Source organism: Streptomyces polyasparticus (genome assembly GCF_014493765.1).
Lineage (GTDB): Bacteria > Actinomycetota > Actinomycetes > Streptomycetales > Streptomycetaceae > Streptomyces > Streptomyces polyasparticus.
Window position 1 is genome coordinate 1 of the sequence record NZ_JACTVJ010000093.1, and the last position, 1,449, is coordinate 1,449.

1 protein-coding gene is annotated in these 1,449 nt (G+C 46.0%); it reads left to right on the forward strand.

Features of this window, described 5'->3' with window-relative positions; translation table 11 throughout:
• On the forward strand, positions 1–1,435 hold a 1,435-nt coding region (locus H9Y04_RS49030; protein WP_187820137.1), incomplete at its 5' end, for a hexokinase family protein.
• Positions 1,436–1,449: the final 14 nt, after the last annotated feature.

Consider the following 1,449-nt stretch of genomic DNA (forward strand, 5'->3'; position numbering starts at 1 on the left):
CCACGATGCTCATGAAAGATCAAATCTTCTCAAGGATGTTCCCCAGGAATTATCCACAGAGTTGCATGCCATCGAAGATATGTTAACATTGCTGCCCGAAGTTTTGAAAAAAGTTACCGCCCACTTTATAACGGAATTGGACAAGGGTTTGTCCAAGAAAGGTGGTAACATTCCCATGATTCCTGGTTGGGTCATGGACTTTCCTACTGGTAAGGAGAAGGGTGACTACTTGGCCATCGATTTGGGAGGAACCAACTTGAGAGTTGTGTTGGTGAAATTGGACGGAAACCGTTCTTTCCAAACCATTCAGTCCAAATATGCTTTGCCTCTGGACATGAGAACCTCCACCGCCGACGAGTTGTTTGGTTTCATTGCCAAGTGTCTTAAAGAGTTTGTCGAACAAGAATTCAATGACGGCTGTACCGAACCATTACCATTGGGATTCACGTTCTCTTACCCTGCCACGCAATATTCTATTAACACTGGTGTTTTACAAAGATGGACCAAAGGGTTTGATATCGACGGAGTAGAGGGCCACGATGTGGTTCCAATGCTTCAAGATGCCATCAAGAATATTGGAGTTCCAATCGATGTCGTTGCTTTGATCAACGATACCACCGGTACTTTGGTTGCTTCCATGTACACTGATCCTGAAACCATTATGGGGTTGATTTTCGGAACTGGTTGTAACGGAGCCTACTACGATGTAGTCAAGGATATTCCCAAGTTGGAAGGAAAGGTGGAATCGGATGTAGCTCAGGACGGCCCTATGGCCATTAACTGTGAGTACGGTGCTTTCGACAACGAGCTTGTGGTGTTGCCAAGAACCAAATACGACGTTCTCATCGACAAGCAATCGCCCAGACCGGGTCAACAATCGTTTGAAAAAATGATATCAGGCTACTACTTGGGTGAGGTTTTGCGACTCATTTTGCTTGACTTGGCGGAGGAGAAAAAGTTGATTTTCCAAGGCCAGGATCTCTCCAAATTGAAAGAAGAGTTTATCATGGACACTTCGTTCCCTGCGAGAATTGAAGAAGATCCTTATGAGAGTCTCACTGAGGTGGAGGCATTGTTCAAGGAAGTGTTGAACTTGGACACCACCTTCAATGAAAGAGCTGTTATTTCACGTATCGCCCAAAAGGTTGGTGAGCGTTCCGCCAGGTTGTCTGTGTGTGGAATTGCAGCCATTTGCAAAAAAAGAGGCTACAAGACCGGCCACTGTGCTGCTGACGGTTCTGTCTACAACATGTATCCTGGATTCAAAGAGAGAACTGCTCGTGCTTTGCGTGACATTTTCGAATGGGACGACTCTGTGGAGGACCCAATCACCATCACGGCCGCTGTGGATGGTTCTGGAGTGGGAGCGGCAGTTATTGCTGCATTGACCGAGCAGAGATTGAAGAAGGGACTTTCTGTGGGCCTCAAAAAATGAGATAAGTAAATAAT